The sequence below is a fragment of the Bacillus cereus group sp. Bce041 genome (assembly GCF_052646455.1).
Genome location: NZ_JBQXON010000006.1, coordinates 185810 through 210968 on the forward strand (window position 1 = coordinate 185810; position 25159 = coordinate 210968).

A 25159-nucleotide genomic window follows, 5' to 3' on the forward strand; every position below is an offset into this window, starting at 1 on the left:
TTTTTTTAACAACAATGGTCAGACGTCATTCGTTATACGTTATACGACCAATAACTCGTGGGAGAAGTGGAGGATTCACATATGAAGTTCGTAATGTTTCTAGTCGGTTTACTTGTAGTGTTTGTACTAGGTTTCCTTATTAGTTCAGATCGTAAGAAAATTAAATATAAACCAATTGCACTTATGCTTGTCATTCAATTGGTACTTGCGTATTTCTTACTAAATACAAAGGTCGGATTTGTATTAGTAAAAGGGATCGCAGATGGATTTGGCGCTATTTTAAAATTTGCGGAAGCTGGGGTTAATTTCGTATTTGGTGGTCTAGCAAACGATGGACAAGCACCATTCTTCTTAACAGTATTATTACCGATTATTTTCTTAGCAGTATTAATCGGGATTCTGCAACATATTAAAGTTTTACCGATTATCATTCGTGCAGTCGGTTTCCTATTAAGTAAAGTTAACGGTTTAGGAAAACTAGAATCATATAATGCGGTAGCAGCTGCAATCGTTGGTCAAGGGGAAGTATTCATTACAGTAAAAGATCAACTAAGCAAATTACCGAAAAATCGTTTATACACACTTTGTGCATCTTCAATGTCTACAGTATCGATGTCAATTGTCGGTTCTTATATGAAAATGATTGATCCAAAATATGTAGTAACAGCACTTGTATTAAACTTATTCAGTGGATTCATTATCGTTCATATCATTAATCCATATGAAGTAAAAGAAGAAGACGATATTTTAGAATTACAAGAAGACAAGAAACAAACATTCTTTGAAATGTTAGGCGAATATATTATGCTTGGTTTCTCAATCGCTGTAACAGTAGCGGCGATGTTAATCGGTTTCGTGGCATTAATTACAGCAATTAATGGTGTATTCGATTCAATTTTCGGAATCACATTCCAAAGCATTTTAGGATACATCTTCTCACCATTAGCATTCGTAATGGGTATTCCAACATCAGAGATGTTACAAGCAGGACAAATTATGGCAACAAAATTAGTAACGAACGAATTCGTTGCAATGCTTGATCTTGGTAAAGTAGCTGGTGATTTATCAGCTCGTACAGTAGGTATTTTATCTATCTTCCTTGTATCATTTGCGAACTTCTCATCTATCGGAATTATCGCAGGTGCAACGAAGAGTATCGATGGCAAACAAGCAAACGTTGTATCATCATTCGGTTTAAAACTTGTATACGGTGCAACATTAGTAAGTATATTATCAGCGATTATCGTTGGGGTTATGCTTTAATAAATTAAGAAAAGCAATGAGCGTAGGCTCATTGCTTTTTTTGTTTAACTTGCTTTATCCAAGTCTCTTTTAAAACGTGGTTTCTCTAAATAAGTTCCCAGTCTCCACACATATTCCACTGGCCCCATTCGGTATTTCTGGAGCCAATAGGTGCTAACGAATAATTGAATCGTATAAATTCCGATGGTTAAAAGAATACCGAAGAAATAGCCGATTTTCCCGTATAAGCCAAATCCATATGCGTAAAAAATGGTTGTTGCGATAATAGATTGCGCTAAGTAATTACTAACGGACATTTTCCCCATGTTCGCCATGTATGTTAGTAGACGGGTTGCTTTTTTGTAATGGAATAATAAAATGATTGTGCTTCCGTAAAAGAAGGTCATAGTTACTGGTGTAAGGCCATCTTGTAACATAATTAAAACCGGGTGTTTTATGAACATAGCTAAGATTTTAATTGTAAAAGAGAAGAGACCGGTGGCAAACCATATTTTTTTGACAGCAGGTATATGTTTACTGACCTCAAATAGCCAGCCTTTTTTCCCTACATACATTCCGAGTAGGAACAGTGGAGACATAAAAATTATTGCGAAAACTGATATGAAAAATAATCCGAATGCACCGTCAATTCCCATGTAATCAAAAGGATTTTCAGTCAATCTAAAGTTGACGTGATCCATATAGCTTCCAGTTTGATGGACTTTATGTTCTTTTTCAGTATAAGGTGCGAAATCATTTATATTTGTAGATGGATCAGTTTGATAAGACATAAGTGTAATAAGTGCGAGTAGAATAATCGCCCAAATAAGCAAAGTTTTCGGTTTTCGATTGATGAATATCATTAAAAAAATCCCGATTATTCCGTATGCAAATAAAATATCTCCCTCCCAAACAAAAGTGCCGTGAATGTAGCCGAGTAGTAAAAGAATGATAATACGTCTTATGTATGTGGGGAAGAATTTTTTTCCTTTTGTGATAATACTTTTTTGTAACAAAATAATGCTAAGCCCAAATAGAAAAGAAAATAGGGATATAAAGTTATGTGTGCCGAAAAATTGAATAAACCAATTAGCACCTTTATCAAGATCGCCAAATAGATAAGTTGGTTTTTCACTGGTGAAGAACCCAAATTGAATTAATGTCATATTGACTAGTAAAATGCCAAACAAAGCAAAACCACGAATTGCATCAACAGCTTCTACACGTTGATTCATTTTTCCTCTCCTCGTATATTCGTTTTTATATTGAAAATAATACCACTTTATATCTGGCACTATGTCAAATATGAGGAAATTTAAGGTGATTTTAAGATAGAGAGCAAACAAAAAAATCACCTTAATACATGTATTAAGGTGATTGAAATATTACTCAGCTGGAGGCGTAAATGTACGTTTCTCTAATTCAGCATCTAGCATAAACAGTGCGTTTGAATCGCTTGTAATACGTTTTAATTTTTGAATGATGCTATCGAATGAAGCTTCTTCTTCAACTTGTTCGTCAACGAACCATTTTAAGAATGTAATTGTTGCATGTTCACGCTCGTCCCAAGCGATATCAGATAAGTTGTAAATACGTTTCGTTACTTCACGCTCGTGCTCAAGTGCGACTTCAAAAGCGTTTAATACAGATTCGTATTCGTTATTCGGATTATCAAATCCAGTAATAATAGCGCGCTCTCCGCGGTCATTAATATAGTTGTAAAGCTTCATTGCGTGGAAACGTTCTTCTTCAGCTTGTACAAGGAAAAAGTTAGCGAATCCATCATAGCTCTCAGCTGTACAGTAAGCAGCCATTGCCATATAAGCATGGGCAGAGTAAAATTCAAAGTTCATTTGTTCATTTAATGCGTCGTGCAATTTTTTTGATAACATAAAATCCCCCTTAGTATTGTGACAAGAATATTATACCATAATTGATAATATTCTCATTTAGATACTTCGAACCTTTTTGAAAGCTTTGCAACGTGTGCGTCCATAATGTCTTGTAAGTCTAAATCATATTTTTGCGAAAGAATAATAAGGTTAGATAGTACATCGCCAAGTTCTTCTTTTAGTTCTTGTTTTAGCTCTTCTTCTGTTTTCGCATCTTCATCAGGGCGATCGCGGCCAATTTCAATAGCACGAACGACTCGTGAAACTTCCCCAACTTCCTCGGTTAAGAAATTTAATCGAATAAAGGCATTATACTGTGACCAGCTTCGTTTTTCGTAAAATTCCTCAACCCATCTTTGAAATGCAACGATATCCATTTCTTCCTCATCTCCTCAATATGTTGTACAATGTCAATTGTATCATAACAATATATAGTTTCGGGGTGTAGGGATGAGAAAGATTTGTGTGTTTGCAGGTTCTAATTTAGGGGAGAGACCAGAATTCAAAGAGCAGGCAATTCAGTTAGGTAAAATGTTTGTTGAGAACGAGTATGAGCTTGTATACGGTGGTTCATGTGTTGGATTAATGGGAGAAGTAGCAAACGAAGTTCTTCGTTTAGGTGGACGTGTAACAGGTGTTATGCCGCGCGGTCTATTCCGAGGAGAAATTGTGCATACAGGATTAACAGAATTAATTGAAGTAGAGACGATGCATGAACGTAAAGCGAAAATGGCAGAGCTTGCGGATGCTTTTATTGCGCTTCCAGGCGGATACGGAACGTTTGAAGAACTATTTGAAGTTGTATGTTGGTCACAAATTGGTATACATAATAAGCCGGTTGGTTTATTAAACATAAAAGGTTTTTACGGACCAATTTTGCAAATGGTTGAACGTGCAGCAGAAGAAGGATTTATGAATTCATCAAATAAAGAATTGATCGTTTCAGCTGAGACAGCAGATAAACTAATTCATGCAATCCAAAATTATGAGCGTCCTGTTTTGGGAACGAAGTGGAAGCAACTATCATAGCAAATACGGAAACACGGAAACACATGTCGTTTTAATTTAAGATGGCATGTGTTTTTAATTTAGTTAAATATATTAATTTTTAGATGTAATGTTTTGGGGAAAGGAGAAATAGATGGAGGAGTTCGTATATTTACGTCCGGTTTTTAAAAGTATTTTAGCAGCGTCTATTCTTGTTATGCTAATTGTTTTGAGACAGAAGAAAGAGTTGATTAATGAATTTTCGCTTTGGTTTATCTCGGTATTGTGTATCGGTGTTTCAGCGATAACGTTGTTTATGTCCGGATTTATCGTTGATGAGTATAATCTAGGTGGAGATCCACAATCGCTTTGTATGTTTATTGCGATTGGTTGTATTAGTGGTCTGAATTTCATTATTTATTACAGAAGGCAATAAAAGAGGCATTCCATATTACTTTGGAATGCCTTTATCATTTTGATTGCTTTGTTTTTTATACAGGTACCAGCCACCCCAGCCGCCACCAATTGCTACGACAACGAGGAAAGCATAGTCCTTAACCTCGACACGTATATTGAAAATATTAGCCATAAGTAAGAGAATCCCAACTGTTATTAACGCAAAAAATGCTCTAATTAAGTAGTCTTTCAACTGAACCACTCCCGTCATTTAAGTAGTAAATGATGAATTTGGAAAAGCTAAAGGGTGTTTCCTATATTTTAACATAGATGAGATTGTAATATATTGATAAAAGTAGGGGAGAGGGGCGCTGATATTGTCGTGATTTGTCGGCAAATTGATATCCTTTGTCAAATCGTTGATATATTGCGGGTAATGATCGATATAATGAAAAAATCGTTGATATATTGCGAGTTATGATCGATATATTTGAAAAATCGTTGATATAATTTCGTGTACCGTTAAGTGCGACCATTACATAAAAAAGCGACTCTAAACGAGCCGCTTCCGCTTTTAATTATTATTGATTCAAGAACGCACGTAGCATCCAAGCGTGTTTTTCTAGTTCTGTGTAGATGCCTAGTAGTAGGTCAGATGTCATTTCATCGTCAGAGTCTTGAGCGATTTCCATGCCTTTTTTCAGTTCGACTAGCATCATTTCGTAGTCTTTCATGATTGCTTCGACCATCCCTTCTGCAGTTTCTCCGTATGCTGCTTCTTGAATAGAAGATAGTTCTAAGTATTCTTTCATTGTTGCTACTGGTTTGCCGCCAATTGCTAAAATACGTTCTGCAATTTCATCGATGTGAGTAGCTGATTCTGTGTAAAGTTCTTCGAATTTCTCGTGTAATGTGAAGAATTGAGGTCCTTTTACGTACCAATGGAAGTTGTGAAGTTTTGTGAATAAAACGCTCCAGTCTGCTACTTGTTTGTTTAATACTTCGATTACTTGTTTGTTCATTATGATCAATCTCCTTTTGAGTTGTTATGTGATATCAATTACTAATTTATAATAATTATAATCTAGTAATCTCTATAAATCAACCCTTTTGCTGGAATTAATTTGAACAAATTATGAACTGTTGTAAATAAAAGGCCCTATTACGGTGAAGTAATAGGGCCTTTGTTTGAGATATGGCTCTTGTTCTAAACGAGCCGCTTGTGCTTTTAGTGATATCCAGCTCCGGTGACTAGACCAGTCAGTCATTTCGCGCCTTCCTGTGAGGCAAAGAACGCCTCTTCGTCAGGAGCTCCAATGCCCTCCTGTTCTGAGCAAGTCACCTCCGCTTTTAATTAATATCCAGCTCCAGCGGCTAGAATCTCCGGTCATTTCGCTCTCTCGCTCGAAGCAAAAAGCGCTTCAAGGTCGAGAGCTTGAAGTGTCCTGCGGTTCTGAATGAGCCACTTCCGCTTTAAATGATATCCAGCTCCAGCGGCTAGAACAGTCGGTTGTTTCACTCCTTCATTCGAGGCAAAAAGCGCCTCGTAATCAGGAGTTCCAACACCCTCCTGTTCTGAACGAGCCACTTCCGCTTTTATTTGTTAAACGGCCTTTTGTTTTTCTTCTACATCCTGCCCATCCCAGCACTCTGTATTTTTTAAGCCAGGGATAGAGTTTGCAACGAAGACAGGATCTTTTCCTTGTTTCTTTTGCTTCAAATAGTCTACTAATGCAGCGTAAGCAAATTTGCTAAGGAATGAGATGGCAATTAAGTTTGTGAATACCATTAGTCCCATGAATAAATCAGCTAAACTCCAAACTGTTTTAAGAGCAGCGATTGATCCGAAGAATACCATTCCGACAACTGCAACACGATAAATCATTAACCATGTTTTGCTTTCTTTAATGAATGCGATATTTGTTTCACCATAATAGTAGTTTCCTAGAAGTGAACTGAAAGCGAATAGGAAAATAATAATTGCTAAGAAGGTGCTTGCCCACGGTCCAATTTGTGAACTTAATGCGTTTTGTGTTAATTCGATACCTTCTAAATTTGATCCTTTGTAAAGTCCAGAACATAATACGATAAATGCTGTTGATGTACATACTAAGAATGTATCTACGAAAACGCCTAACGCTTGAACAAGCCCTTGTTTTACAGGGTGAGATACATCAGATGTTGCGGCTGCATTAGGAGAGCTACCCATTCCTGCTTCCGTAGCGAATAAACCGCGCTGAATTCCGAACTTGATTGCTGCTCCAATACCACCAGCGATGGCTTGGTCTAAACCGAATGCACCGTTAAAGATTTCCATGAAAATGCTTGGTAACATACTGAAGTTGTTAATAACGACAAAAATAGCCACGCCGATATAAACGATTGCCATTGGCGGAACAATCATTTCTGTAATACGTGAAATGCTCTTAATGCCACCAAAAATAATAACTGCAACTAATAAGGCTAATAGAGCTCCTACGATTGTTCGCTCTAGTCCAAAAGCATTTTCAAACGCTATTGTTACTGTATTTGCTTGCACTGAATTGAAAATTAATCCGTACGCAACTGTAATAAGAAGTGAAAACCAGACGCCCATCCAGCGTTTGTTTAACCCTTTTTCCATGTAATATGCTGGTCCACCACGGAACCTACTTCCATCTTTTACTTTATAAATTTGCGCAAGTGTACATTCTACAAAACTAGTAGCTGCTCCAATAATTGCGATAAACCACATCCAAAATATTGCGCCAGGTCCACCCATTGAAATTGCTAATGCTACACCAGCTAAGTTTCCGATACCGATACGTGCTGCTGCACTTAAGCAAAATGCTTGGAATGGTGAGATGCTATCTTTCTTTTTTTCTTTTCGATTAAACCCTTTACTAATTAAGCTGACCATCTCACTGAAATGAGTAATTTGGACAAATTTTAATTTAAAAGAGAAGTAAAGACCGAAGCCGATTAGCATTGCAATAAGAATATATGACCATAAAATATTATTCGTTACCTCAAGGAATCTGCTAAAGATATCAACCATATAATACACTTCCTTTTTTTCGTAATAAGAAAATTATATGCAAAAAATATACGAGAATCAATTTTTCTAAAAAATTATGTTACTTAAATCATTTTTGTGTTATGATTATGTTACATCGTGATATTTTTAGAATTATTTACATTTTAAAAAACTAAATTTAAAGCGAGAAGGTGGGGATAATTTGAAAGAAGATTCTTTATGGAAAGTAAGTCTTGAGAGTTTGAAAATGAGAAGTAATATATTTTTTATCATTACATCTTTAAGTATCTTTTTAGGGTCCACTTATTATTACAATAAAAGATTTCCAAATCACAAATATCCTGAGTGGTTAGAATTTCTAAAGTTGATTGGATGAATAAAAGACAGAAAAACAGAAAATTAAAATAAACAAGTTATGGAGGAGCTAAAAATGAATATTAGAGAAAGTGAACTTCCAGGTATTGGTTATAAGTTTCAAATCGTTACGAAAGGTAACGAAAAGATGGTAATTGTCATTCATGATGATGGTCGTAGAGAAATGTATCATTTTGATTCAGATCATGAAGAAAGCATCTCAAGTATTTCACTACGTGACTCAGAGGCGAGACAAATCGCTGCAATATTAGGTGGAATGGTATATAAGCCTAGGGCGTTAGAAAATGTTGAGATGGTTTTTGAAGGTTTAGCGATTGAGTGGTTCAAAGTGGAGAATACAGCTCCAGCAATCGGAAAAACAATTGGCGATCTTGAAATAAGAAAAACATATAGCGTAACAATAATCGCGGTTATGAAGAAGAACATGAAGAAGCTATTTAATCCAGGACCAGAAACAGTAATTGAAGAAGGAGATATGCTTGTAGTTTCAGGTGAGAGAGAAGAAATTAAAAAAATCATTAATGAATTACTTTCAAATAGGGGGGACTGATTAGATGGATACGTTAATTTTTGAAGTTGGTACAGCTTTAGTTTTAGTGGCAATTGCAGCAGTAATTGCTGGAAAATTTAAATTCTCAGTAATTCCTTTTCTAATCGTTCTTGGAATGTTAGTAGGACCGCATGCACCGACAATAGGTGTTATCGATCTCAAATTTATTGAAAGTGCAAGTGTAATTTCCTTCCTTGGACGGATTGGGGTTCTATTCCTTCTATTCTATCTAGGATTAGAATTTTCAATGAAAAAACTAATTAAATCTGGACGCTCTATTGCGATTGGCGGAACGATTTATATTTTAATTAACTTTTCACTTGGTTTGTTATACGGATTTATAATGGGATTCCCATTACTAGAGATCTTAATTATTGCGGGTATTATTACGATTTCTTCTAGCGCTATCGTTGCTAAAGTGTTAGTGGACTTAAGAAGAACTGGTAATAATGAAACCGAATTAATTTTAGGAATTATTATGTTTGAAGATATATTCCTTGCTGTATACCTATCAGTTGTTTCTGGTTTAGTACTAGGGGATCACGCTTCCTTCTTAGGTGCCCTTACTTCAATTGGAATTGCTTTAGGATATATGCTTCTATTCTTTATAGTAGCTAGAAAGGCTACGCCGTTATTAAATAAATTGCTCAATATTAGCTCAGATGAAATCTTTATTATTGTAGTATTTGCTTCATTATTCTTCATTGCTGGTTTTTCAGAAACAATTCACGTTGCAGAAGCAATTGGAGCACTTCTTCTAGGATTAGTTTTCTCTGAGACAGAGCATAGTGACCGAATTGAACATCTTGTTGTTCCATTTAGAGACTTTTTCGGAGCTATTTTCTTCTTCAGCTTCGGGTTAAGTATTGATCCGTTCTCATTAGGCGGAGCGATATGGTTAACGTTAGGTGCTGTCCTTCTTACGATAATCGGTAACTTTGTAGCAGGAATGATTGCAGGAAGACAAGCTGGATTATCTCATAAAGCATCAACAAATATCGGATTAACAATCGTTTCAAGAGGAGAGTTCTCCATCATTATGGCTAATATCGGTATCGCCGGTGGTTTAATGTCAGTACTGAAACCATTCTCAGCACTATACGTGCTTATACTATCCATTTTAGGCCCACTTTTGACAAAAGAGTCGAAGAATGTATATAAATTCTTAAATAAAATCTTTAAGTGGGATACGAAGACTAACTAAACTAAATTTTAAAAAATAAAAGTACAAGATATTTCCTGCTTGTACTTTCATTTTTGTAATGAAAACAGTAAAGAGAGGTACATGATGTTAGGAGAGTTGATCCATTCGGTTTTAGTTTTTTTAGAAGGACTTGGTTATTGGGGAATTATGCTTGGATTAATGCTAGAGGTTATTCCAAGTGAAATCGTATTGTCTTATGCAGGTTATTTAGTATCAACAGGAAGCATTACATTTTGGGGCGCTGTCGCGTTCGGTACAATTGGTGGTGTAATTGCACAACTATTCATTTATTGGATTGGTCGATATGGAGGAAGACCTGTTCTTAAGCGATATGGAAAATATATTTTAATTCAGAAGAAACATATTGATTATGCTGAAGATTGGTTTAATCGTTATGGAACTGGCGTTATCTTTACCGCACGTTTTATTCCGGTTGTGCGGCATGCTATTTCGATACCAGCGGGTATTGCGAAAATGTCACATGCTAAGTTTATTACGCTAACTACATTAGCTGTTATTCCGTGGTCAATTGTGTTTGTATATTTAGGTTTTAAATTAGGAACAGAGTGGGAAAGTATTAATAAAGTTGCGGGGCCATATGTGAAATACTTTGCACTTGCTGCTATTGTTTGTGCAATTGGTTATTTTGTATTAAAAAAAATGATGAAAAAAAAGTGATTACAGAAAAGGAATCTATGTCGACGTAGATTCCTTTTTTATTGGCATTTTTTCAAGGATGAAAGAATACGTTTAATATTTACCATATTGTGGCATACATATAGAAAAAGGGTGCTTGGAAAGGGGAATAAAGAGAAATGGAACTCCAGTTTCAAAATGTATATCAACAGGTAGAGAATTGGTATGTGTTGGATTCGGAGCTTCCTTGGGATGTCAAAAAGTTGAGAGAGGATTTGTTTTCTCTTATTGGAGTATGTAAAACGCCCGTTATTTTTTGTGATACGTGTGATGCAAATGATGTGCTTCTATCATTAGGGGAAGAGGAAGAAGAGTTCCTATTCCCAGTAGGTGGTTTTTATCATAAAGAAAAGCAATTAATTTTCGTTTGTATGTGGGAAGAGTATGATCAAGTTCTCAAAACGCTACTGCATGAATTCCGCCATGCGATGCAGCATAAGAGAGATATATTGTATGTGGGAAGTGAACGGTACGAAGAGCGGTGGATTGAAAAAGATGCGAGGAAGTTCGCGGAGAGGAAATTAGATGAATATAAGAGTAGAAAGTTAATGTAAAGCATAGTGGAGAAATAGCGCTGTGCTTTTTGTACTTATTAAAAATAAGTATTTGACTTTTATTAAGTTTAGTTCTAAACTAATGATATGAAACAAGCGAGGTGATGAAATGAAAACAGAAGATAGACTAGGGCTACTATTATGGTTTCGTTTGTCACGCTTTTATAATAAGAGTATTCGTGAGACGAATCAGCATTTGAAAAAATGGAATATATCTGCCGCCCAGTTTGATGTGTTAGCTCAAGTTGGAGGACATAATCGTTTAACGCAGCAAGAACTTGGAAATAAGCTATTTGTTACGAAAGGAAATGTAACGCAGCTTTTAAATAAAATGGAGCAGCTTGAGTGGATTTTGCGTGAACAAGAGGGTACTACGAAATATATTTCTTTAACAGAAAAGGGAAGAGCTTTATATGAGGAAATCGTCCCACCTCAAGAAACGTTCCAAGCAGAGAAGTTTCATAATTTAAATATAGAGGAACAAAAGCAGTTATTAACACTATTAAAAAAGTTACAGTAAGAAAAAATTTTAAAATAAATCTCGAATTCGAGATAGTATGAGGTGAAGGATATGTTTAGAAAAGTTGATCATAAAAATATGGGCAGAGCAAATCATGGTTGGTTAAATACACATTTTCATTTTTCTTTTGCCAATTACTACAATCCAAATAACATGAACTTCGGAGCGTTACGTGTTATTAATGATGATCTAGTAGCGGCGCAAACTGGTTTTGATATGCATCCGCACCGTGATATGGAGATTATTTCTTACGTTGTAGATGGTGCTTTAACACATGAAGACAGCATGGGAAATCGCGGAACAATTGAGCGTGGACATGTTCAATATATGAGTGCTGGCACGGGTGTATTTCATAGCGAGCATAATTTAGGCGATGAAACGCTGCGTTTATTACAAATTTGGATTTTACCAGACCGCGCAGATTATAAACCAAACTATGGTGAGTTTAAATTTGATTGGAGCAAGCGTGAAGATGAATGGTTCCATATGGTATCTTCAGTAGAAGGAAATGCACCAATTCAAATTCACCAAGATGCGAATTTATATTCTTTATCATTAGAGGCTGGAAAAGAAATTCATTTTCCAGTGAAAGAAGGCCGTCAATTGTACCTTGTACAAATTGAAGGAAGCAGTGTAATAAATGGTGAAACGTTTGTTATGCGGGATGCAGCAGAATCTGTAGAAGAAGATATTCACATTCAAGCGAAAGAGCAATCACACTATTTAGCAATTGAATTGAAAAAACAATAAAAGGTTTATAGAAAAGAGGACATCCGATAGATGTCCTCTTTTTTTGATTAGAATTGTCTGAAAAATGTTTCTCAAATTTTAGGTAGAGGTATCAGCTGGGAAAATAAGAATTGTATAAAAGTGTCAAAAATCTTTATGGGAATGGGGAATGTTATAGTGAAAAAGCAAGTCATTTCATCAGCATTAGCGTTAACTGTTATCGCCGGGGGATTTGGAGCGTTTGGGGCAACGACAACGAAAGCGGAAGAACAAAAAATTCAATATCATCAAGAATTTAAAACACCTGCATACATAGGTGAAGAATGGAAAGCACCGGAAGGACTAGATAAAAAAGAGACAGTCTTTCAATACTTAGAGAGTAAGAAAGATATGTTTAAATTAGCAGGAAATATTGAAAAGCATTTTAATATCGTTGGGGAAGAAAAAGACGCTGAATCTGATACGACACATGTGAAGCTAGTTGAGAAACATAATAACATTCCTGTGTACGGTTCTGATCAAACTGTTACACTTGATAAAGAGAATAATGTAAAAGCATTCTTCGGACAAGTTATTCCGAATTTAGATGATAAAAATATTCCTGCAGCTGCAAGCATTACTGCGGAACAAGCAGAAACAATTGCAAAGGCAGATATTGAGAAAGAAATTGGTAAAGTAAAGAGTTATGATGGTGTGAAAAAAGATTTATTTGTATATGAAAAAGACGGTAATTACTACCTTGCATACTTAGTTAAGGCATCGATTTCAAAACCAGCTCCAGGGTATTGGCATTATTTTGTTGATGCAACGAATGGAAATGTTATTGAGAAATATAACGCTGTAGATAACATTACTGGATTTGGTTACGGAGTATTAGGTGCTAGACAATCATTTGAAATTGCTCAAGATACGAAAACAGGACAATTCAACTTGTTTGATGGTAAACGAGGACAAGGTGTTCATACATTTGATGCAGAAAATATGGACGAGAACTGGTTTAATTTATTCTCACAATGGCTTGGATATACAGGAGAAGAAGTTGAAAGTAAATCTAAGTTCTTCGAAGATAAAGCTGCAGTTGATGCGCATGTAAATGCAGGAAAAGTATATGATTACTACAAAAAGACATTTAATCGTAACTCTTTCGATGATAAAGGTGCGAAGCTTATTTCAACTGTTCACGTAGGGGAGAGCTGGAATAACGCAGCTTGGAATGGTGTGCAAATGATGTATGGTGATGGCGATGGAAAAACATTCATTCCATTATCTGCTGGACTTGATGTTATCGGTCACGAATTAACGCATGCTGTAACTGAACATACAGCAAACCTTGTTTACAAAAATGAGTCAGGGGCGTTAAATGAATCGTTATCTGATATTATGGGTGTTATGGTTGAGAAGAAGAGCTGGGATTTAGGTGCTGATATTTATACACCTGATAAACCTGGTGATGCACTTCGCTCTCTTAAAGACCCAGCGTCTATTCCAAATCCATTAAAACCAAGTGAAGGTTACCCAGATCACTATAGTAAACGTTATACTGGAACAGCTGATAATGGCGGTGTTCATATTAACAGCAGTATTAACAATAAAGCTGCATATTTAGTATCTGAAGGCGGAGATCATTACGGCGTGAAAGTAACTGGAGTGGGCCGTGAAGCGACAGAAAAAATTTACTACCGTGCTCTTACGAAATATTTAACTGCAAACTCTGACTTCAAAATGATGCGTCAAGCTGCTCTTCAGTCAGCTGAAGATTTATATGGTAAAAACTCTAAAGCTGTACAAGCTGTAACGAAAGCTTATGATGCAGTAGGTGTAAAATAATAAGAGAAAAGACCTGACATCCTAGTCAGGTCTTTTCTTTATCCCGCTATCCGCAAATGATGAAATTTCCACTTTATTTAGTCGCGAATGCCTAATGCGATTTTCGCCATACGTGACATACGTTCTTTCGACCACGGTGGATTCCAAACGACATTTACTTCTATTTCATTAACTTCAGGTACGTTCGTTGATAATACTTTTTTAACGTCTGATACGATTTGCCCAGCCATTGGACAACCGATAGAAGTCATAGTCATCGTAATGACAGCATTATTATTTTCATCTGCTGTAACATCATAAACTAATCCAAGATTAACGATATCAACACCTAGTTCAGGGTCAATAACAGCCTCTAAATTGGCAAGTAATTTATTTTCAAATGCTTCTTGTGACATAAGCAGCCCCTCCTACACTTTAATGATATCGATTCTCATTATAACGGAAATGAGCATAATGTGCAGGAAATGAGCTCAAAAAAATATCCCTCTTTCAAAGAAGGGATATTTTTTGAACATCTATTCTGTTTTAAAATGAGATACGAGTTGATCTAACTCTTCAACTGTTTGTTTCATTTTTCTAGCAGTTACTGTCATTTCATTCATAACAATAACTTTCTGTTCAGCAGATTGTGCCGTTGCGGCAGTTTCGCTCGATACTTCAGTAGAGATAGAAGCGATGTTATTAAGTGAAGCGTTCATTTCTTCAGCACTTGCAGCCATTTCTTCAGCAGTTGCTGATATATCTTGCATTTGAGTAGATACTTTATTTACTTGTTCTACAATTGTTGAGAAAGAAGTACCAGCTTCACGAATAACATTAATGCCTTCAAATGCTTCAGAACGGCCTTGAGACATCATAGAGCTAGCAGTTTCTGTATCATTTTGAATTTGATGTAGTAATTGATTAATGTCTGTTGCAGCTGTTTTAGATTGTTCAGCAAGTTTTCGAACTTCGTCAGCTACGACAGCAAATCCTTTTCCTTGCTCACCAGCACGAGCTGCCTCAATAGAAGCATTTAAAGCAAGTAAGTTTGTTTGCTCAGCAATATTAGAAATAGATTGTACAGCAGTATCAATATATTTCGTATGAGTGATTAGACGTTCAACCACTTCTGACGTAGCATTTACAGCTTCGTGTATTGTTGTCATTTGTGAAACAGATTTTTGGATAACGGTACTGCCATCGCTAGCATGTTCAGATGTGGCAACAGCAAGTTCCGCTACAGATGAAGCAGATTCAGCAATGCGCTGAACACTTACTGCCATATCATCCATTGCAGTTGAACTTTCTTCCATACTAGAAGTTTGTGATTGAATACTTGCATTTAAGTTGGACATCGAGCTTTGGACTCTTAATGTCGCCTCACGTGATGTATTCGTTTTTTCTAGCATATTTTCAGAAGCGGTTTGTACTTCCACTGATGTTTTTTGAACACGATTAATAATATGTTGTAGGTTTTCTAACATTTTATTAAATGATGTTGCGATAGCACCTATTTCATCGTTGCTATTTACTTGTAGACGTGCCGTTAAGTCACCTTCTTGAGAGGCCAATTCTTTTAGTTTCGTGTCAATTTGTTGAATTGGTTTCACCAGTTTACCAGAGAACCACCATGCAAGAATAATTGCAACGATAATACATACAACAAGTGATAAGAAAATAACATATTCGATTAAGAGTGCAGATTGATCAATTTTTTCAATAGATTGTTCACGTAATTTAGCTTGTTCATTACTGTAATTTGTGAAGTCACCAATTACTTTATAGACCGTTCCGTTTTCTGAAGAAGCTACTTGTAAAGCCTCTTCCCATTTTTGTTCTTTTGCAAGAGTGAATACTTTTTCTTCAATGAACTTTCTCCAAGTAGACCCTAATTCCATTGTGCTTTTTACGGACGAAGAAAGATTTGGATTAGAAAGAAGTTTATCTTTTGAATCCTCAAGACGTTTACTCATCTCATTAAACTTGTCTAATTCGACTTGATCATGTTGTAGTAAATAACCTCTTAAAGCAGAGAGCTGTACTTGATAAGCGTCTCCACGCTCTTTCAATTCTGTTGCCAGTGGAGAAATTTCTTTTTGTAATGTTTCAGCTTTACGAGATTGGTCGATAGCAAAAAATAAAATAAATGCTAAGGCGACACCAAATAAAGCGCAAATCGTTCCCATCATGAACATAAGTTTTTTTCTGATACTTACAAAATTCATATAATTAAAAGCCTCCTTTGTGAAATCTTAGTATTAGAATTAATAAATGTAAAAAATTGAAAGAAAGCTTTACTCCAGTTGGAATAAAGCTTTCTTATTTCCTTTAGGAATTATAGCAGACGGAATGAGAGATAGAAAGAGATATTTTAAAGTGAAAAAAGAGAGACTGTAAAACTTTCATTCCTATACCTTTGAGCTCGTGTCATTTTCACTTTAAGCGTTTGTTTTGAAATGAGAGACGAGAACTTCAAGTTCTTGTACGATTGTTTTCATTTCAGATGATTTGTTAGCCACGATACTCATTTTGTTTACTTGATCACCAGCCGAATGCGCTGTTTGTGATGTTTCTGCAGCAACTTCGTTTGAAATAGAAGCGATATTATTTAAAGCTGCGTTCATTTCTTCAGAGCTTGCAGCCATCTCTTCAGCAGTTGCAGACATTTCTTGCATTTGTGTAGAGACTTTGTTAATGTGGTTAACAATTTCTGAGAATGAAGATCCGGCGGTACGAATAACCGTAATTCCTTCAGAAGCTTCTGCTTGACCTTGTGTCATCATATCATTTGCTATTTTTGTATCAGCTTGAATTTGATGAAGTAAATGGTTAATGTCAGTTGCGGCTAGTTGAGATTGTTCAGCAAGTTTTCGAACTTCATCGGCAACAACAGCGAATCCTTTGCCGTGTTCACCAGCACGAGCTGCTTCAATAGAAGCATTTAAAGCGAGCAAATTTGTTTGGTCGGCGATATTTGAAATAGATTGAAGTGCAGTATCTATATGATTTGTATGTGTAATGAGCCGCTCAACTACTTGTGATGTAGCGTTAACAGCTTCGTTAATTGTATGCATTTGTGTAATAGATTTCTCAATGACTTTATTCCCATCATCTGCTTTTTCTGAAGTTGTGACAGCTAAACTAGTAACAGAAGAGGCGGACTCAGCGATACGCTGAACACTCGTTGCCATGTCATCCATTGCGGTTGAACTTTCTTCAATGCTAGAAACTTGTGAACGAATATTGTGTTCAAGAGCATTCATAGTTTCTTGGGTTCTTGCGGTATTTTCCATAGAAGCGGTTGTTTCGATAAATACATTTTCGGAAGCTTCTTTTACACTTGTTGATGTTTGTTGAACTTGTTTTATTATATGCTGTAAGTTAGTGAGCATTTGATTAAAGGAATTTGCAATGTCACCAATTTCATCTTTACTTGTTACGTGTAATCTAGCCGTTAAATCTCCGTTTTGAGAAGCTAATTCTTTTAACTTCTCATCAATTTGTCGAATTGGTTTAACGAGTTTACCAGAGAACCACCATGCTAATAAGATAGACGTTAATGTACATGTAATAAGTGAGAAGAAAATAATATATTGAATAAGTGATGAAGAAGACTCGACATCAGCAATTAATGCGTCACGTTTCTCATTCTCTTCATTTGTATATTTATTAAAACGACCTAAAAGATCATTTACATAATCTGTTTGTGATAAAGCAATTTTGGATGCTTCGTCCCATTTTCCTTCACGCGCAAGAGGTAGTACCTCATTATCTATGACGCTACGCCATTTTCCACCCATTAAAATAGCTTCTTTCATTCCTTCTGGGAGCTTCTTGTCACTTGTTACTTTCTCTCTAGTATCAGCTAATTTTTTCCCTTCTCGATTGAACTTATCTAATCCTTTTTGATCATGTGATAGCAAATATTCTTGTAAACCAGCAACTTGTGCTTGGAACCAATCGCCACGTTCTTTTAAAATCGTCGCTCTTTTTGATACATCATTTTTTAACGTTTCGATTTCACTTGCTTGATTCATGGCGAATGAAAGAATAACAATAAGAGCAATACTAAATAAAGAAGAAATGCTTAAGAGTGTGAACAGTAGTTTTTTTCGAATACTAACATATTTCATCGTTACCCCTACCCTCATTTAAACTGTTTATTATGATTTATAGATATTTAAAACAAAATTAATAAAAACATTATTATGAAGTTATTAATCTGTTCAATGAAAATTATAGCAGATAATGGAAGGAGTCAGATTAGTATTAGAAAAAGTTCTTAAAATGTATACATTTGCATATCATAAAATTCATAAATAAATATTAGAAATGCTATTGAAATTTGAAATGACATCATGTATACTTCTAATTAGTTGATAACGATTATCAATATCAACTAAAAACATTACTCTTCGTTATGTTGGTCATACCCCTTTTTGACGACGTAAGTCAGAGACGAAATGTTGAAATATCTTGTGTCCTATTCTACAGAATTATGGTAATCTCCAACCTCAACTTATATGCGTGAGCATGCAAAAAGGATCCTATCCGTGAAGGGATCCTTTTTTGCATGCTGTCGCAATTATTGTATATAGACCAGGGATACGTTCTTCGATTCCTTCTGGTGCAGTAGAAGGAAAGACCCATATTTGATGAGATCCATGTTCTTCAACTAGTTTTTCGATTTTAAAACGTTCTTCCGCAAGTGTTGTAATGATTTCTCCTAGCGTCCAGCGACGGATGGTTGTTTTAGGTAGCGATTCTTTCTGTGCTTCTGTAAGAAGGATGCTATAAGCAACATCATCTTCAATTAATTCTTCATCGAAATAATTTCCATTGGCTTGAAATGATGGGTGGTCGACTCCTAATAATTTTGTGTAAACAGGATGATAGTCACGAAGGATAAGCATTCCATCTCGCTTAAGTAAAGTAGCAATTTTTTGAAAGAGTGGTTTTAAATCTAGAAAGTAATGGAGTACACCAAGTTCCAGCAATACGATATCAAATGATTCGGAGAGCTGCACATTTAATACATCCGAAACGACATACTGGATAGAGACACCTGCTGCGTCCGCAAGTTCATTTGCATATTTTGCATTACTTGCTGAAATATCAACAACTGTTACGTCAGAGCCTAAAAGAGCGAGAGCAACACCTTTATTTCCTTTTGAGCCGAGTAAGTTAATAATACGTTTTCCTTTTGGAGATTGTATGTAAGGTAAATAATGTGCTACTTCGCGTGTGGGATCTTCCATAATCCTCTGGCGCCCCATGGCGATTCGTCCAAGCTTCATAAGCAGCTGTATTCCAGCTTTTTTCATTTATAGTGCTTAGTTGTTTTTGGTTCAATGTTATCACTCCTTTTGTGAACGTATAGGTATTAGGCAGGGGGATGGAATTTCCTTTTCTTTCCGTATAAAAGTTTGATTTTTCTGTGATTAAGTCGTACAATACTTGTTATACGTAAAAGCGTTGAAAAGGAAAAGTAGGATGAACACATTCTTTCCAGAGAGCTTCGGTAGCTGAGAAGAAGCAAGAATATTCATTTGAACAATGGCCTTTGAGCTTCGTCCTGAACTTATCAAATGATAATAGTAGGCGGCGACGAGAGTTGGTACTCGTTATCAAAACCACAGTATAAGAGCATATAGCTCCGTACTTGTTAAGGCTAATTATGTGAGTAATTGGCGAAATAAGGTGGTACCGCGACTGTTTATACAGCCCCGCCCTTATCTTTTTTAAGATAGGGGTGGGGCTTTTTATATTTTAAAGGAGGAATGTAAGATGAGTATTTTTATTGGGGGCGCTTGGCCGTATGCGAATGGTTCATTACATCTTGGCCATATTGCGAGTTTATTACCTGGAGATATTTTAGCACGTTATTACCGGTCAAAAGGTGAGAATGTGTTGTATGTTTCGGGAAGTGATTGTAATGGAACACCGATTGCAATTAGAGCAAAACAAGAAGGTGTGACAGCGAAGGAAATTGCTGATCAGTATCATGAAGAGTTCCAGCGATGTTTTCGTAGCCTTGGTTTTACTTATGATTGCTATACACGTACAGATAGTGAGCACCATCATGAAACGGTTCAAAATGTTTTTTTACGTTTATTAGAAGAAGGACATATTTTTAAAAAAACAGTGGAACAAGCATATTGTGAAACGTGTACGCAGTTTTTACCGGATCGTTATGTAGAAGGAATATGTCCACATTGTCATGAAGCAGCAAGAGGAGATCAATGCGATGCGTGTTCTGCTATTTTAGATCCACTCGATTTGTTAGAAAAGAAATGTAAGTTATGTGGTAGTACACCATCTGTACAGGAAACAGAGCATTTCTATTTCGCATTGCATACATTTCAGGAGCAAATTAAAAGGGCTGTAGAAATTGCCAAGCAAACAGGGACATGGCGCGACAATGCGATTCAACTAACAGAGAGATATGTAAAGGAAGGATTACTAGATAGGGCCGTATCACGTGATTTACCAATTGGGGTACCAATTCCAGTAGAAGGGTATGAAGATAAGAAAATTTACGTATGGATTGAAGCAGTGACAGGCTATTATTCAGCGAGTAAACATTGGGCTGAAGAAACAGGGAAAGATGATCAAGAGTTTTGGGATAGCGAAGCGAAAACATATTATGTGCACGGAAAGGATAATATTCCGTTTCATTCCGTCATTTGGCCAGCGGTATTACTTGGAATAGGGGAGGAAGCAATCCCGCGTCATATCGTTTCGAATGAATATTTAACAGTTGAAAAAAGAAAATTATCTACAAGTAAAAACTGGGCAGTATGGGTGCCTGACATATTAGAACGCTATGATCCAGATTCTATTCGTTACTTTTTAACCGTCAACGCACCAGAAAATCGCGATACTGATTTTTCATGGCGGGAATTTATTTACAGTCATAATAGTGAATTATTAGGTGCATACGGGAACTTTGTGAACCGGACATTAAAGTTTATCGAAAAATATTATGGTGGTATCGTGCCGAAGGGAAGTATTGAAGTAGAGCTGAAAGATAAAGTAGAAGGATTATATAAGCGTGTAGGAGAGGCGATTGAGCAAACTAAATTTAAGGTGGCGCTAGAAACAATATTTGATGCAGTACGTTTTGCAAATAAATACTTTGATGAAAAGCAGCCTTGGAAACAAAGAGAAGATGATCCAGTTTCATGTGAAGAAACGATTTATAACTGTGTGTATCTTATCGCTAATTTTGCAAATCTCCTTGAACCGTTTTTACCATTTTCAAGTGAAAGAGTTCGAAACACATTGTCGATTGTGAAACGAAATTGGGAACCGCAAAATACGTTGCCAAGTAGAATTGATAGCGTACAGCCATTATTTGAGCGAATCGATGTAAAACAAATTGAGCATGAGATAGAGAAGCTGTATGGAGCGGTAAAATGAGATAGAGAAAAAGACCTTTCAAGTAAATGAAAGGTCTTTTGTTATGCAGTATGATTCTCTTTCTTATCTTTCAAAAAGAAAAGTACAGCAAGGATTACAAGAATAATAGCTGCAATATCATACGTTATTTTAAATGTAGTATTAAAGTTTAAGTACTCTACGAAAGGAGTTTTCACTGCTCCTGCATATATACAAACGGGAATGAGAAGTAAATCGTAAAATTTCTTTTCTTTCATATATCTTATTAGGAAGAAGATACACATAATAGCAAAAAATACGATGCTTAAAATAGTCATTTATACCTCCAGATAAATTTACTTATTTTAATTGCAGTTATATCTTTTATATAAATTCTGTATTTTTTCAAGCGCTATGCACGCGATTTTGTTTCCTTTCTTTCCTAGCCGTAAGCAGCTGAGGAGTGAAGATCCCAACTAATATGAAAATAATTCCAATCCACTGCATGAACGTTACGACTTCATGTACAAGTGTAATAGAAGCAATAATAGCAGTTGGTAATTCAGCTGCACCTAATATTGTACCAAGCCCTGTTCCAACCTTTGGTACACCGATTGAAAAACAAATGACAGGTACAACAACGCCGAATAATCCGAGGAAGAAAGCATATTTCCATAGACCGGCTTGCAAAGCACCGTCTGTTAAAAAGGTTGGCGGAAAGAATAGGCATACGATAAGAGTAGCGCTTGTTGTCATAAGGAAGCTTTTCGTATAAGGCGGAACATCCGTAGCGACGCGCCCGCTTGCAAAAACATAGAATGAAAAAGAGACAGCAGCTAATAGTCCAAAGATAATCCCTTTCGTAGAAAAACTTTGTCCGAGGCCTTCAAATACACCACCTGCAAACAATGTACCAGCAAACAAAATAAGGATAGATATAATCTTATCGCGGCTTGGAAATGTTCGATTTGCAATTGCTTCGATAATGACACCAATCCAAGTGAACTGAAAGAGTAGGACGACAGCGATAGATGCGGGTAGTTCTTCTACAGAAATAGCGTAGAAAATCCCGGTCATACTCATTGTTGTTCCGACGGTTAGTAAGGAAAAGAATTGTTTTTTTGTTACTTTATGACGTGAAAAGAAAAGAACGAGTAGAAATAGTCCAATCCATCCGAAGACATATTGTCCCCCTAATAGTTGATGTGCTGAAAATCCATTTATGAATCCGAGTTTGAAAATAGTTGAAAGTATGCCATAGCTGCAAGCACCGAATAAAACGAGCAATGAATATTTAAACTTTTCCATAAAAAATCCTCCTTTTAAGTAATAAAAAACGCCCGCTATCCAAATAAGGATAACGGGCGAACGAAACAGAGTCATATACTCTACAAAATTCCGCCACTCATACGAAGTATGAATTTGGGGTATGAAATTGTAGTAGGTTTTTACATTGCTTTTGGGAATACAATAGAACATTTTACACCTTGAGGCGTGTTTTGTATCCCATAAGGAAACTGATGTTTATCTAATATTTGTTTCACGATATATAATCCAAGACCACTACCTTGTACTAAACCGTGTTTATCAGGGTTTGCGCGATAGAAAGGCTCAAATAAATGAGCAAGTTTATCTTCATCAATTTGTGAACCTGTATTTAATACTTCTAATGCGTAACCATTTGGTTTTTCATAAAGCTTTATATATACGTGCTGATGGTCAATTGTATAATGAATTGCATTTGAAATAATGTTAAAAATAGCAGTTTGAATAAATTTAGGATCAGCTAAAATTTGTACGTCGTGTTTAATATTAGATTGTACATTTAATTGTTTTACAGATACAAAGTAATCTACTTTCTTCATAACATCCTCAATAATATTAGATAAAGAAATGACTTCTAAATTCGGTTTAAATTGAGGGTTTTGTATTTTGGATAATTCCGACATTTTTTCCGTTAATATGTTAATGTCTTGCATCATCTCGTAGGAACGTTTCAAATACTTATCTCTATCTTTATAAGCTCCAATTCCGTGAATCATGCCATCTAGTTGTCCCATAACGGCTGCGATTGGTGTTTTTAATTCATGGGATACCATAGACATAAATTCTTTACGAGATTGTTCTAATTGTTGTTCCTTCTTGAGCTCGTTTCTTAAATCTTGATTGCTTGCATGTAAATTCTTCACAATATTTGGTACTTGTGAAGCAGCTACTTGCAAATTAAAATCTGTTTGATCTGTATTTTTGTTAAGTAGCTTTTTATCTGAGAAATCAAGATTCATAATATCTTTTAAAGCATCGCTCATATATTGAAAAGGTTTGGCAATTAGTTTTGTATAAATTAAAGATCCGAGTAGTGATAATGCAAGCATTGTCGCGCCAATATGTGGAGCTAATTGCTGCAACGCATCTGCTAACTTTGGATTATCATTTGTATCATTTGTTTTACTTGCTGCATTTTGTGTATGTAAGGCATCATTATTAGCGGCTTTCTTTTCTGCTTCTGTAGGCGGATTAGAAGTGCTATTTTTCCCCGAAAGATTTTGTGTATGTTCTTTTGCCTTTGCAGTTTGGCTAGGCTGCAAAAGGTGATTGATAGCTGTAGAAAGAGATTTATAATCTATAATAGAAGATTGAAAATTAGAAATGCTCCCCTCTGACACAGCTTTATTTTGCTTCGTTTTACTTTCGTCGTTTTGCTTATCTGAATTCGCCTGTTCTGTAGTCGGCGTTCCATTTTCTTTCGCAAAACGTTCTTTATCGTAGTTTGAAGCTAGAAAGTAAATAATTTGATAAAGACAAAGTGATAAAAGAATACAAAATAATAAGGTTTTGATGAAAATATTTTTGGTGATGTTGTCTTTGCTACGATTCGATTTTGTAGCCAATGCCTTTCACCGTTTTAATATAAGGAATTCCTAATTTTTTTCTTAAGTTTTTAATATGTGTATCTATAACTCTTACATCACCATAATGTTCATAGCCCCATACCTTATTCAACAAATCACTTCTTGATAATACTTTTCCTCGATTTTGCAGTAAAGTATAAATAATTTCAAATTCTTTTGTTGTCAATTCAATTTGATTACCATGAACATAAGCTGCATATGCTGTAGAGTTTAACATCAATTCATGGAATTGTAGTATAGTTGCAGCTTCTGCTTCCTTCGTTGCTGCCCTTCTTAATACAGCCTCTACACGCTTAATAAATACAGTATAATGGAACGGTTTCGTAATATAGTCATCAATACCTAACTCAAATCCTTTAATTTCACTTTCTTCATTATGTAAGCCTGTTAACATAATGATTGGTACATCAGATTGTCCTCGCATAATTTTACAAATACTATAGCCATCTATATCTGGTAACATTACATCGAGGAGGACAAGATCGTATGAATTTTTTTGGAAAAGAAGAATACCTTCTGTTCCAGCACCAACTACATCAACTGTAAAGTTTTGTGCCATTAGAAATTCACGAATAAGTTCTTGTATATCTGGGTTGTCTTCAATCACCAGTATATGCGTCATAGTAACACCTCCTAAATAACGCTTTTTACTGCAATATTCGAATTCATCATTTTTCGAGTGACTCAGATTGTTTATACATATAATAAGCCCCCGCTATAAAATAATCATGAAGGTAGCAAGGGGAATAGTTTAGTGTTACTGAATAGTTCAGAATTACAGTAGTTCTATTATAGTATGTATTATAAAATTTATAAAACATTATAACTGTATAATTTTAATATCTACGTTTATCAATGTTTAAATATTAGCTAATTAAATCTATTCCTATTATATAT

At 35.7% G+C, this 25159-nt stretch carries 24 protein-coding genes, 1 pseudogene and 1 other annotated feature; of the genes and pseudogenes, 11 read left to right on the forward strand and 14 right to left on the reverse strand.

The features are described from left to right. Positions 1-81: 81 nt before the first annotated feature. Entirely contained in the window at positions 82-1263 is a 1182-nt protein-coding gene (locus ACUN13_RS20180; protein WP_000673874.1) for a NupC/NupG family nucleoside CNT transporter, read from the forward strand. Positions 1264-1307: 44 nt separating this feature from the next. On the opposite strand, the gene ACUN13_RS20185 is transcribed toward ACUN13_RS20180, so the two are convergent. The 3 genes from ACUN13_RS20185 to ACUN13_RS20195 all read right to left on the reverse strand — a co-directional run bounded on the left by ACUN13_RS20185 (position 1308) and on the right by ACUN13_RS20195 (position 3511). Beyond that, entirely contained in the window at positions 1308-2477 is a 1170-nt protein-coding gene (locus tag ACUN13_RS20185; protein WP_001076361.1) for a DUF418 domain-containing protein, read from the reverse strand. A gap of 150 nt (positions 2478-2627) precedes the next feature. Further along, the gene (locus ACUN13_RS20190; RefSeq protein WP_000949403.1) at positions 2628-3134 is read right to left on the reverse strand and encodes a ferritin; all 507 of its coding nucleotides are present in this window, start codon (positions 3132-3134) and stop codon (positions 2628-2630) included. A 53-nt stretch (positions 3135-3187) separates the two neighbouring features. Beyond that, positions 3188-3511 (reverse strand): MazG nucleotide pyrophosphohydrolase domain-containing protein, encoded by a 324-nt coding sequence (locus tag ACUN13_RS20195; protein WP_000355744.1) that lies wholly within the window; start codon positions 3509-3511, stop codon positions 3188-3190. A 73-nt stretch (positions 3512-3584) separates the two neighbouring features. Here ACUN13_RS20195 and ACUN13_RS20200 point away from each other — a divergent pair, with 73 nt between their 5' ends. Both ACUN13_RS20200 and ACUN13_RS20205 read left to right on the forward strand, forming a co-directional pair. Then, entirely contained in the window at positions 3585-4163 is a 579-nt protein-coding gene (locus ACUN13_RS20200) for an LOG family protein (RefSeq protein ID WP_001225758.1), read from the forward strand. Positions 4164-4275: 112 nt separating this feature from the next. Next, positions 4276-4557, forward strand: a complete 282-nt coding sequence (locus ACUN13_RS20205) for a hypothetical protein (protein ID WP_025686649.1) — start codon at positions 4276-4278, stop codon at positions 4555-4557. Positions 4558-4572: 15 nt separating this feature from the next. Here the strand turns inward: ACUN13_RS20205 and ACUN13_RS20210 are convergent, their stop codons facing one another. The 3 genes from ACUN13_RS20210 to ACUN13_RS20220 all read right to left on the reverse strand — a co-directional run bounded on the left by ACUN13_RS20210 (position 4573) and on the right by ACUN13_RS20220 (position 7554). Further along, the gene (locus ACUN13_RS20210) at positions 4573-4770 is read right to left on the reverse strand and encodes a hypothetical protein (RefSeq protein WP_000656316.1); all 198 of its coding nucleotides are present in this window, start codon (positions 4768-4770) and stop codon (positions 4573-4575) included. 328 nt (positions 4771-5098) lie between these two features. Next, complete coding sequence (locus ACUN13_RS20215; RefSeq protein WP_001041895.1) at positions 5099-5539, reverse strand: Dps family protein; 441 nt, start codon at positions 5537-5539, stop codon at positions 5099-5101. Between the two features lie 581 nt (positions 5540-6120). Further along, positions 6121-7554, reverse strand: coding sequence for an alanine/glycine:cation symporter family protein (locus tag ACUN13_RS20220; RefSeq protein ID WP_000227591.1), 1434 nt, complete (start codon positions 7552-7554; stop codon positions 6121-6123). A gap of 409 nt (positions 7555-7963) precedes the next feature. Between ACUN13_RS20220 and ACUN13_RS20225 the strand changes: the two genes are divergently transcribed. From ACUN13_RS20225 to nprB, 7 genes are all read left to right on the forward strand, one after another. Further along, positions 7964-8458: a cation:proton antiporter regulatory subunit gene (locus tag ACUN13_RS20225; protein WP_001026075.1), complete on the forward strand. Its 495-nt coding sequence runs from the start codon at positions 7964-7966 to the stop codon at positions 8456-8458. Between the two features lie 4 nt (positions 8459-8462). Beyond that, positions 8463-9662: a cation:proton antiporter gene (locus ACUN13_RS20230; protein WP_000380223.1), complete on the forward strand. Its 1200-nt coding sequence runs from the start codon at positions 8463-8465 to the stop codon at positions 9660-9662. Between the two features lie 84 nt (positions 9663-9746). Beyond that, positions 9747-10340, forward strand: a complete 594-nt coding sequence (locus ACUN13_RS20235; protein WP_142292987.1) for a VTT domain-containing protein — start codon at positions 9747-9749, stop codon at positions 10338-10340. 137 nt (positions 10341-10477) lie between these two features. Further along, positions 10478-10912, forward strand: coding sequence for a DUF3920 family protein (locus ACUN13_RS20240; protein WP_000422806.1), 435 nt, complete (start codon positions 10478-10480; stop codon positions 10910-10912). Positions 10913-11021: 109 nt separating this feature from the next. Beyond that, positions 11022-11432, forward strand: a complete 411-nt coding sequence (locus ACUN13_RS20245) for a MarR family winged helix-turn-helix transcriptional regulator (RefSeq protein ID WP_000845467.1) — start codon at positions 11022-11024, stop codon at positions 11430-11432. A 51-nt stretch (positions 11433-11483) separates the two neighbouring features. Further along, the gene (locus tag ACUN13_RS20250) at positions 11484-12182 is read left to right on the forward strand and encodes a pirin family protein (protein WP_025686647.1); all 699 of its coding nucleotides are present in this window, start codon (positions 11484-11486) and stop codon (positions 12180-12182) included. A 156-nt stretch (positions 12183-12338) separates the two neighbouring features. After that, complete coding sequence (nprB, locus tag ACUN13_RS20255) at positions 12339-13988, forward strand: neutral protease NprB (RefSeq protein WP_000745123.1); 1650 nt, start codon at positions 12339-12341, stop codon at positions 13986-13988. A 77-nt stretch (positions 13989-14065) separates the two neighbouring features. Here the strand turns inward: nprB and ACUN13_RS20260 are convergent, their stop codons facing one another. From ACUN13_RS20260 to ACUN13_RS20275, 4 genes and pseudogenes are all read right to left on the reverse strand, one after another. Continuing rightward, positions 14066-14383 (reverse strand): metal-sulfur cluster assembly factor, encoded by a 318-nt coding sequence (locus tag ACUN13_RS20260; protein ID WP_000076422.1) that lies wholly within the window; start codon positions 14381-14383, stop codon positions 14066-14068. A gap of 120 nt (positions 14384-14503) precedes the next feature. Continuing rightward, positions 14504-16195: a methyl-accepting chemotaxis protein gene (locus tag ACUN13_RS20265; protein WP_001012209.1), complete on the reverse strand. Its 1692-nt coding sequence runs from the start codon at positions 16193-16195 to the stop codon at positions 14504-14506. Positions 16196-16408: 213 nt separating this feature from the next. Then, positions 16409-18103 carry a methyl-accepting chemotaxis protein gene (locus ACUN13_RS20270; RefSeq protein ID WP_257115755.1) on the reverse strand — a complete coding sequence of 565 codons (1695 nt, stop codon included), beginning with the start codon at positions 18101-18103 and terminating at the stop codon, positions 16409-16411. 414 nt (positions 18104-18517) lie between these two features. Next, positions 18518-19322 (reverse strand): annotated as a pseudogene (locus ACUN13_RS20275) (class I SAM-dependent methyltransferase). 114 nt (positions 19323-19436) lie between these two features. After that, positions 19437-19707: a binding site (T-box leader), on the forward strand. Between the two features lie 50 nt (positions 19708-19757). Between ACUN13_RS20275 and metG the strand changes: the two are divergent. After that, positions 19758-21392, forward strand: coding sequence for a methionine--tRNA ligase (metG, locus tag ACUN13_RS20280; protein ID WP_089607705.1), 1635 nt, complete (start codon positions 19758-19760; stop codon positions 21390-21392). Between the two features lie 41 nt (positions 21393-21433). On the opposite strand, the gene ACUN13_RS20285 is transcribed toward metG, so the two are convergent. From ACUN13_RS20285 to ACUN13_RS20300, 4 genes are all read right to left on the reverse strand, one after another. Next, the gene (locus ACUN13_RS20285; protein ID WP_000154129.1) at positions 21434-21688 is read right to left on the reverse strand and encodes a hypothetical protein; all 255 of its coding nucleotides are present in this window, start codon (positions 21686-21688) and stop codon (positions 21434-21436) included. Between the two features lie 67 nt (positions 21689-21755). Continuing rightward, positions 21756-22658: an EamA family transporter gene (locus tag ACUN13_RS20290; RefSeq protein ID WP_000410484.1), complete on the reverse strand. Its 903-nt coding sequence runs from the start codon at positions 22656-22658 to the stop codon at positions 21756-21758. A gap of 140 nt (positions 22659-22798) precedes the next feature. Next, positions 22799-24241 carry a sensor histidine kinase gene (locus ACUN13_RS20295; RefSeq protein ID WP_088346122.1) on the reverse strand — a complete coding sequence of 481 codons (1443 nt, stop codon included), beginning with the start codon at positions 24239-24241 and terminating at the stop codon, positions 22799-22801. Continuing rightward, on the reverse strand, positions 24219-24884 hold the full coding sequence (locus tag ACUN13_RS20300) for a response regulator transcription factor (RefSeq protein WP_000148833.1): 666 nt from the start codon (positions 24882-24884) through the stop codon (positions 24219-24221). Before ACUN13_RS20300 ends, ACUN13_RS20295 begins: the two co-directional genes overlap by 23 nt. Between the last annotated feature and the right edge of the window lie 275 nt (positions 24885-25159).